The sequence below is a fragment of the Prosthecobacter sp. genome (assembly GCF_014879935.1).
Lineage (GTDB): Bacteria > Verrucomicrobiota > Verrucomicrobiia > Verrucomicrobiales > Verrucomicrobiaceae > Prosthecobacter.
Genome location: NZ_JACSRD010000049.1, coordinates 1 through 9480, shown reverse-complemented (window position 1 = coordinate 9480; position 9480 = coordinate 1). Strand labels below are relative to the sequence as shown.

6 protein-coding genes are annotated in these 9480 nt (G+C 63.0%); 1 reads left to right on the top strand and 5 read right to left on the bottom strand.

Going from position 1 to position 9480, the window contains the following annotated elements; genetic code table 11:
* The 3 genes from obgE to IAE77_RS01010 form a co-directional block, all read right to left on the bottom strand.
* Positions 1-716 (bottom strand): GTPase ObgE (gene obgE, locus IAE77_RS01020; RefSeq protein WP_294220518.1); only part of this gene is annotated, 716 nt, incomplete at its 3' end.
* Between the two features lie 56 nt (positions 717-772).
* Complete coding sequence (locus tag IAE77_RS01015; RefSeq protein WP_294220516.1) at positions 773-2566, bottom strand: hypothetical protein; 1794 nt, start codon at positions 2564-2566, stop codon at positions 773-775.
* Positions 2567-2655: 89 nt separating this feature from the next.
* Positions 2656-3777, bottom strand: coding sequence for a citrate synthase (locus IAE77_RS01010; protein WP_294220514.1), 1122 nt, complete (start codon positions 3775-3777; stop codon positions 2656-2658).
* Between the two features lie 197 nt (positions 3778-3974).
* Here IAE77_RS01010 and IAE77_RS01005 point away from each other — a divergent pair, with 197 nt between their 5' ends.
* A complete protein-coding gene (locus tag IAE77_RS01005) occupies positions 3975-4463 on the top strand; it encodes a low molecular weight protein-tyrosine-phosphatase (RefSeq protein ID WP_294220511.1) in 489 nt (162 codons plus the stop codon).
* 64 nt (positions 4464-4527) lie between these two features.
* Here the strand turns inward: IAE77_RS01005 and IAE77_RS01000 are convergent, their stop codons facing one another.
* Together IAE77_RS01000 and IAE77_RS00995 are read right to left on the bottom strand one after the other, a co-directional pair.
* On the bottom strand, positions 4528-6126 hold the full coding sequence (locus IAE77_RS01000; protein ID WP_294220508.1) for an FAD-dependent protein: 1599 nt from the start codon (positions 6124-6126) through the stop codon (positions 4528-4530).
* 41 nt (positions 6127-6167) lie between these two features.
* Positions 6168-7127 (bottom strand): hypothetical protein, encoded by a 960-nt coding sequence (locus IAE77_RS00995; protein ID WP_294220505.1) that lies wholly within the window; start codon positions 7125-7127, stop codon positions 6168-6170.
* Between the last annotated feature and the right edge of the window lie 2353 nt (positions 7128-9480).

Here is a 9480-nt window from a genome sequence, read left to right as displayed (position 1 = left end):
CCGAGTCCCGCCCCTTCATGCGCGCCTTCGATCAGGCCGGGGATGTCGGCGAGGGTGCCACGGCGGTTGTCGCCGAACTCGACGACGCCGACCATGGGCTGGAGGGTGGTGAAGGGGTAGTTGGCGATCTTCGGCTTGGCGGCGCTGAGCTTGGAGAGGAGCGTGGACTTGCCGGCGTTGGGTGCGCCGACGAAGCCGGCATCGGCAATGCTGCGGAGCTCGAAGTGGAAGTCGCCCTCCTCACCGGGGGTGCCGGGGGTGAACTCGCGCGGGGCCTGGTGGGTGGAGGTCTTGAAGTGGACGTTGCCCTTGCCGCCTTTGCCGCCTTTGCAGAGGATGTGGGTGCCGTTGGTCTCGGTGAGGTCGGCGACGGGCTCGTATTTGAGGACGATCTCGCCGGTTTCCTCGTCGAGCTGCTCGGTGACGCGGCTGACGAGGGTGCCTGGGGGGACTTTGAAGGTGACATCGCGGCCGCTGCGGCCGGTGCACTGGTTCGCACCGCCCTTCGCGCCGTCCTCGGCGAAGAGGCGGTTGTTGAAGACGTAGTTGCGCAGGCTGTCGGTGCTGGGGTCGGCGAGGAGGACGACGTTGCCGCCGTGGCCGCCATCGCCGCCGTCGGGGCCGCCTTTGGGACGAAATTTACCCCGGTGGAAGTGGGCGCTGCCATCGCCGCCTTTTCCGGCACGGGCGTGGACTTTGATCTGATCAACAAACATGGCGGTCGAGTTAGCCGGGGATGGGGCAGGGAGCAAGGTCGAGCTTCACCGCAGACTCACGGACCGGTGGCGCCGCCGACTTCGGCGGTGCCGGCGGCCTGCGGGTAGAAGAGCCGCATGGCGTCGCGGACAGGCGCGGATTTCAGGCTGGCGTCGTAAATGGCGTCGGCGATGCCGCGATGGCGTGTGAAGAGGTGGTAGGTGCCGAGGGCCTCGAAGCCGGCATTGAGGGCGCCTTCCATGGGCAGGTAGCCGCGGCCATCGACATCGAGATTCTCCACCATGCCCCAAGGCGGGAAGTAGCCGGCCTTTTCCATGCGTTCGAGCAGCGCATAGACTTCCGCGGGCTTGTCGTGCAGCGGGGCGGACATCAGGAGGTAGTGCGGGTGAAGGAGCTTCTGGTCGGGCAGATCGACGCCGCCGACGTGGTAGCCGTTCCCGGCGCGATTTTCACCGGCGGAGAGGCTGTAGATGCCATCGCGGGCGGCGGATGACTGCGGCCAGCGCTTCGGGAGGTAGGCCTGCTGGGCGCCGAGCATGGTCTTGCGGACGCTGAGCCACCGGACGCCATCGTGGGCGTCGGGCTGGTCGCTGTCGAAGTCGGGATGGAAGAGGCTTTGGATCTCCGGGATGAAGCCGGTGCCCTGCCAGGGCTTTCCGGGGGTGCGCATGGGCGGCGGGCGATGCTGCGGATCGGCGATGCCTTCCATGAGCATGACCAGCGCCGTCTCGCCGCCCCAATCCTGCCAGCCGTGCGGCAGGAGGCTGATGCCATCGTCCGCGAGGCCGTGAGACAGGTGGCCGTCCGGCAAGCGGAGTAGGTCGTACTGGATGGCCTGCATCTGCTGGACGAGTTCGGCGGCGATGCGGTGCTCCCCCAGCATGGTGGCGGCCAGGAGCATGGCCTGGGCGTAAATGGCTGTGTCCACGGTGCTGTATTCGGTGCCGGGATGGATGCAGTAGGCGTTGTCCCGGCGATGCACGAAGTGCGGCAGCAGGCCGTGGCCGGTCTTGAGCTTTTTCACCGCCTCATGCGTGCGGGCGAGCACCCAGCGTGCGTAGTCCGGCGTGACGATGCCGAGCGTCTCCTGCGCTGCGGCGGCGGAGGCGAGCACGTACATGCCGGTGGCGGAGACGGATTCAAAGGCACCTTCCTCAATGTGGGCACGGTCGCGGACGAAGCCGGTGTCGATGGAGTAGCAGCGGGCGATCTTGGCGTAGGAGGCGAGGAAGGCGTAGGTGTCCCAGGGCATCGGCGGGATCTCGATGCCGAGGCGCAGGGTGGAGACCTTCACCTCGGAGCCGGATTCGGCGGTCCAGACGAGCACCTTGGCATCGCGCAGGGTTTCCGCGGGAACGGGGAGGACGAACATGCGGTCGTTCACCTCGTTCACCTCCACGGTCTGGGTCCAGCGCAGCTCGTCGGCGGGTGATTTGATCTCCAGCTTGATCTTGCCGCGGCCGGAGGCCCCGATCATCACCGCATTGACGCGAGGCTGGTGCTTGGGCGTGATCTGCGGCGGATAGGCCTTGGTGAAATCCATCACGCGCGAGGCATTGCGCGCCTGTCCGGCCAGGCTGTGCCACATGCCGGCCCAGGCCTCCGGCTGCTGGCCCAGGTGGACGACGATCTCGTCGGTGAGCCATTCGATCTCGTGCTCCGCCGGGCCGTGGAAACCGAAGTCGGAGCCGATGTGGGTGTAGGCGGTGAAGGAGTTCAGCCGCTTCGTGCCGGCCTGCACCTGCTGGGTCTCATCGCGACGGATGAAATACTCCTGCACCGGCTGCCACACGAGTCGTGCCGCCGGCTGTCCTGCCGCCTGGCCGCAAAGCATCAGGGCAGCTCCCATGGTTGGAAGGAGACGCATCAAACAGCTACATTACGGGCGGCGGCGGTCGTTCGCCACCCTCAGAAACGAATAAACAAACGCTCAGCAAATCAGCGCTCGTCGATGGGGACGACCTTCTGGCCGTAGGGCTTGCCGACGTATTCGCTCAGCGGGCGGAAGAGGCGGTTTTCGCTCCACTGCTCCAGCACGTGCGCCGTCCAGCCGCTCATGCGGGCGATGGCGAAGATCGGCGTGAAGAGATCCGTCGGGATGTCGAGGCTGTAGTAAACCGTGGCGCTGTAGAAATCGACGTTGGCGTTCAGGTTCTTCTGCTCGCGCATGATGGTGGCGATGCGTTCGGACATCTGGATCCACTTCGCCTCGCCGAGCTGCTCGGTGAGCTTGATCGCCATCTCGCGGAGGTGCGGCGCACGCGGGTCGAGCACCTTGTAAACGCGGTGGCCGATGCCCATGATCTTCTTCTTCTGCGCCAGCGCGTCGGCGACCCAGGCGTCCACTTTGTCGAGGCTGCCGATCTCCTGCAGCATATGGATCACGCCTTCATTCGCACCACCGTGCAGCGGGCCTTTGAGAGCGCCGATGGCGGCGGAGATGGCGGAGAACATGTCGCTCAGCGTCGAGGCGACGACACGTGCGGTGAAGGTGGAGGCGTTGAAGCCGTGCTCCGCATGCAGGATGTAGGCGATGTCGAGCGTGCGTTCGGCTTCCTTCGACGGCACCTCGCCCGTCATGAGGTAGAGGAAGTGGGCGGCCTCGCTGAGGTCCTTGCGCACCGGCGGGAGGTCCAGGCCCTGGCGGGCGCGGTGGAAGTAAGCGGCGATGACGCCGATCTGCGAGGTCAGGCGGATGGCGTTGGCGAGGTTCTCACCCACTTCGATGTCGTGACGCTTCAGGTCGTAGCAGCCGAGCATCGAGACGGCCGTGCGCATGATGTCGATGGGCTTCGCATTCTTCGGCGCGGTCTTGAGGAAGTCGATCACGCCCTGCGGCAGTTCGCGTTCGGCACGCAGCGCGGTGGTCAGCTTGTCCAGTTCGACGCGGTTCGGCAGCTTGTTGTAGTAAAGCAGGTAAACAACCTCCTCATAGGTGACCTTGACCAGCTCGTTGATGTCGTAGCCGCAATAGAACAGGACGCCTTCGGCTCCCTTCACTTCCCCGAGACGGGTTTCTGCGGCGACGATTCCTTCAAGACCTTTGGAGACGACTGACATGGCGGTGTGGGGCGTGGGGGTTGACTGTTTCAAAAGCAGATAGCGTGCTCAAACTACGGCTCAACCAAAGACTGGTTCGCAAAAAAAGAAATCTTGGGGGATGTCTCTCATCCCTTGGGAACGGGAGTGCCGGATGTGGACAATTCCGCCACAACACTTTTGCTTGTGATGACAAACGTCATGGCCTAGCGGCGCGCATGGACGCGCCCTACCGCCTTCTGTTTGTCTGCATGGGCAACATCTGCCGCTCGCCCGCGGCGGAAGGTGTGATGCGTGCGTTGGTGGAGTCGTCCGGATTCGGCGGCCACATCGCCATCCGCTCCGCCGGAACCGGCGGCTGGCATGCGGGCAAGCTGCCTGACCAACGCATGCGCAACGCGGCGCAAAAACGAGGCTACAACCTGCAAAGCCGCGCCCGCCAGGTCACCGCCGAGGATTTGCGTGACCACGATCTCATCCTGGTCATGGACCGCGACAACCACCGTGAGATCCGCCCGTTTGACCGCACGGAAGGCGGCTCCGCGGCAAAGATCCGCCTGTTCTGCGAATTCTGCACCGGTCATGACGCCCAGGAGGTGCCGGATCCCTACTACGGTGGCGAGCAGGGCTTCGAGCACGTCCTTGATCTCCTCGAAGACGGTTGCCGCGGCGTGCTGCAACACATCTGCGAACAACGCGGGCTGTAGTTTCAAGTGATGCGGGCGCTCCTGCCCGCAATCAACCCCTTCTGTGCGGGCAGGAATGCCAGCATCACTCTCGCAAGATCGCCTCCGCCACGCGCATGCCATCCGCAGCGGCTGAAATGATGCCACCGGCATAACCCGCACCTTCGCCGGCCGGGTAGAAATGCTTCACACTCACGCATTCCAGCGTCTGCGCATCGCGTGGAATGCGGACCGGGGCCGAACTGCGCGTTTCCACGCCGGTGAGCACCGCGTCCTCGAGATCGAAGCCCGGCACACTGCGGTCAATGCGCGGAATCGCCTCCTGGATCGTCTCGATCACGTATTCCGGCAGGCATTCACGCAGATCCGTCCACACCACGCCAGGCTCGTAGGATGGCAAAACCTTGCCAGGACCAGTTGAAGCACGCCCGGCGAGCAAATCGCCCAACAACTGCGCAGGAGCCCGATAATCACCACCACCGAGCTCAAACGCGCGCCGCTCGATCTGGCGCTGAAACTCGATTCCGGCCAGTTCATTGCCCGCTGGCATGTCCTGGGGCCGCACATCGACCATGAAGCCGCTGTTCGCGTTCGCCTCGGCCCGTGCGTAGCTGCTCATGCCGTTCGTCACCACCATGCCCGGCTCCGAAGTGGCCGCGACGACCAGACCACCCGGACACATGCAGAAACTGTAGGCCGCGCGGCCCGTGCCGCAGTGCGCGACGAATTTGTACGGCGCGGAGCCCAGACGCTCATGACCGGCCCACTTTCCGAACAGCGCCTTGTCGATCAGCTTCTGCGGATGCTCGATGCGCACACCGATGGAAAACGGCTTCGCCTCAAACGGCACGCCGTGACGGTGCAGCATCTCAAACGTGTCACGCGAGCTGTGGCCGATGCCGAAAACGATCCGCGGTGCCTCGATCGTCTCGCCATCCGCCAGCACCACGGCACGCATCGCACCGTCCTCAATGACCACATCGCTCACACGCGCGCCAAACCGCACCTCGCCGCCAAGCGCGATGATTTCCTCACGCACATGGCGAACGACCTTGATCAGGCGATCTGTGCCGATGTGCGGACGGCTCTTGATCAAAATGTCCTCCGGCGCGCCTGCGGCCACCATTTCCCGCAGCAACCACGGGATGCGGTGCTCGCGGTCGCGGATCTGCGTGTAGAGCTTGCCGTCGGAGAAAGTTCCCGCGCCGCCCTCGCCGAACTGCACGTTCGATTCCGCGTTGAAATCCCAGCCGCGTCGCCAGAAGCCGGTCACATCCCGCGCACGATCCCCTGCCGCCTTGCCACGCTCCAGCAGCAGTGGTTTGAGCCCCGCACGGGCCAGCAGCAGGCCGCAAAACAGTCCGCACGGTCCCGTGCCGACGATCACCGGCCGCAGCGGCTGCGTGCGGACGACGTTTTCGGTGATCTGGCGATACGTCTCGTCGGCAGCGGGCTGGACATGCGGGTTCCTGCCCATCCGGCGCACCACCTTGGCCTCCTCCTTCACCTCCACGAGCAGCGTGAAGCTGAACTCCACATGGCCGCGTCGTGCATCGATGGCACGCTGCTTCACCTTGAGGCTGATGACGTCTTCCTCGCGGATGCGCAGCAGTTTCAGCACCGCGTTGCGCAGATCAGCTTCGGAATGATCGACGGGCAGGAGAATCTGGGAGAGCTGGAGCATGCGGGCCGCAGTGCTTAGCCTGCGAAGACCGCATTACAACCTCACTTCTTCGCCGTCGCAGGCTGGTCAGGCGGCGGCGTGTGCCAGCCGAAAACCTTGTCGCCATTGAACAGCGGATGATGCTCCGGCGTCCTGCCGCCGAAATCGGCCACCGCACCTTCCTTCTCGACCGTGCCGACGCGGAGGTTCGCATACACGTCGCCCTCATCGTAGAGCACATGCAGCGGATCGTTCGTGCGCAATTCGACGCCTTTGACCGGACGCACGATGGTGAACTTCCAGGTGTTGTCGATGTGCTGGATGGAGCCCAGCTCGCGATAGATCAGCGCCTTCGGCACATTCTTGAGGTCGTATTGGGCCACGAGGTTCGACTTCCACGGATCGTAGGCCGGGCTGGCCGGATTCGCGTAATCACCGGCCCAGAACGACTGGTAAGGTGTGGGATCGGGCTGCTGCGCCCGGATTTCCGCCGGGGACTGCGTGGCCGGGAACGCATGGCGCACCGGAAGCGGATCGACACGGTCCGCGACCTTCGCGACGAGAGAGAACACATCACTCACGCGGCCATACGTGAAGAACTGGTGGGAATCGATGAGCTCCGAATTCGTCGCCTGGGTCTTTTTGACCGTCAGCCGGTGTTCGTTGGCGTTGGAGAAAAGATTGAAGGACAAAAGGTAGTCGATGTCCTTGTCCAGCGTCGGAGCCTTGGCGGCCTCTTGATGGCTCACAGCCAGCGTCTGTGTGCCGGTCTTGGTTTCCTCGGTGGAAAGGTTGAACACGCGCATCTGGCCCCGACGCAGAAGAGTCGTGCTCAGGCTGTCGGCCAGCGCCCGGCCCAGATCCGGCCGCCGCGTGCCATCGACGGTCACGTCCTCGGCTAAAATGGCCACCTTGGGCTTCTCGGCGTTCATCACGCTGACGGTGTCAATGGCGCTGAGCTGCGGGACGATGGCTGTGCTCAAAAGAGCGACCGTGAGGAAGGCGTGTCTAGGCGATTGCATGGCCGTTGGAGATTCCGGCGATGGTAACGGTTCAAATTTTGCTTTGGAAGCAAAATATCCCGCCCTGAGGACCGCATCATCTCGAAGCCCCCCTCAAGGAAGGTGCCATCCGTTGGTAGGGACGCGCTGCGTCGAGTCCCATTGGTTCGTGGACGGAAGGTGGTGCAGGAGCATCTGGGGTGTTCGAGGTCATCCAAGGCTTCGCATCACCCACCGCCTCCGCCCTCCTCAGATAACAGGGAACCGACGCAGCAGGTCCCTGGGCCGTGCTTGAAAACCTGTGTGGAAGTCGCGGAGCGACGAACGTGCCGTAGCCCGGCCTTTCAAGGCCGGGAACAGGAAACAGCGGCACGGCCCAAGGCATCCGGTGTCGCAGAGCGACACGCGAGCCTGCCGGGTGGTGCTGGTGCGCCAAGGGCAGGACCACCACGCAGGTCTCCAAAGCCGGGGGGAAACTTTTCTACCCGCCATCTTTCCACCAACTGCCTTGGTCTGCTTTCGAAGACGGATTCAAACCGCTGATGGGACGCTGATTGGACACTGATGTGAGAGGCTGGAGATGAGCGTTTCATGAGCGCCTCATCCGCGGTTGATCATCGTCTGGCCTCGCGTCCCAGGAGCCGCCGGGACGCCCAGGAACGGCTGGAGGGGGCTTTCGGGGCTCGATTCAGGCTCCGCAGCCTCACGGAAGCAGGGGCGAGCGAGGTGAAGCGTTGGTCAGAATTTTGCCTGACCCCATTTCCCGCGCCCATGACAACGCGATGAACCGGGCCGAAGCGCGCGCCCCCCAATCCTCCTCCCCGCCCTCTGCACGAGGAGAAGCAGGCGGATGGGTCACCTACTTTCGGACACCTCCGGCTTGCGTGGTTCCGGCCTCGTCCCAAGCGGAACCCGGGCAGATTGCCATGCGATGCGAGGCTCCCATCCCCGGTCGAACCCGTTTGTCCCTCCTCCGGGATGGTCCCGCCGTTCTGCAAAACGAGTTTGTCGTCCTCCAGATTGAGTCTGGCTTCAGGCTTGCCTGCGCGGGACAAAGGCGTGCCAGAGCTGGAATAGGGCATGCCTGAACGGGGTTTCCGCGTGCCTGCGCGGGAGAAAGGCTCGCCTGAGCGGCAGGAAAGAGGCAGGGGAACGGGTTCCGGGAAATTTTTGGCGTCGTGCGGGGCCGGGCTGCTGTGGGAGGGCGAGTTGAATCGATCGACCACCGGAACAACGTCTGTTCGCCGGGAGATGGTGGCAGGAGAATGATGGGAGAAGAATGGCTGGCTCAGGGGTTCAGTCAGGACGTGGGTTCGGGACATCTTTTGCCATCCGTCTTGCTGCCAACCTCAAGGAGCTTCGGTCGATTTTCGGGTAGAAAGTTGGGGGTGGGAAGATTCCAGCAGCTCTGAATCCAGACAATGGCTTGGGAAAATTTTTCTACCCGCAATCTTGCTACCAACTGCCTTGGTTCCACTTGCGAAGACGGATTCTAACCGCTGATGGGACGCTGAAATGACGCTGATGTCTGAGTTTGGGAATTAGCGTCTGATTAGCGTCATGTTAGCGGTTCAAAACGTCTGCCCCAGAGTTGAGGCTAAAGATGGTCGGCTAAAAATGGCGGAATCAGAGGCTTGAAAATATTTTGCCGCCCATGTTTTTTCCACCCTCAAGGTGCGTCCCACGATTTTCGGGTAGAAAAATTTAGGGTAGGAAGATTCAGCAGCTCTGGGTCCTGGAAAAGGAGCTTGGGAAAATGTTTCTACCCGATGCCTTGGATGGTCTCGCTTTCGGCAGAGATTGGGGCGGTCAACTCATCGGTAGCGGCACTCGATGTGATTGACTGGGCAGTAGAATGAAGGCAGAAGAATGGCTCTGAATGGAAACATTCTCCTGCCTTCATTCTCCTGCCAATAGTCAGGGGTTTCAGGACAACGGGCGGGCCGCGGTTGATCATCCTAAACGCAGATGACGGCCTACGGCTGACGCGGAAGGCACGGAAACTCAAGCCAAGTCGCCTCAGGCTCCACTCACCTTTGGAGTGAAACCCCTTTCACTGACTTTTTCCGTCTGTTCCGCGTCTTCCGTAGGCCCTCCATTCCCGGATTTGGGATCATCGTCGGGCCTCGCGTCCGAGGAGGCGCCGGGACGCCCAGGAAACGGCTGGAGGGGGCTTTCGGGGCTCGATCCAGGCTCTGCTGCCACGAGAGAGGAAAGAGATTTGTCAGCCAGTTGCCTGACCCCGGCTCCGAGGTTGGGCAGCCAGCGGCACCTTTGAGCCGGCCCCCGGGCGGATCGAATCCATCTTCGGGGAGATTGAATCCATCTTCGGGGAGATTGAATCTACCTTCGGGGAGATCGAATCCATCTTCGG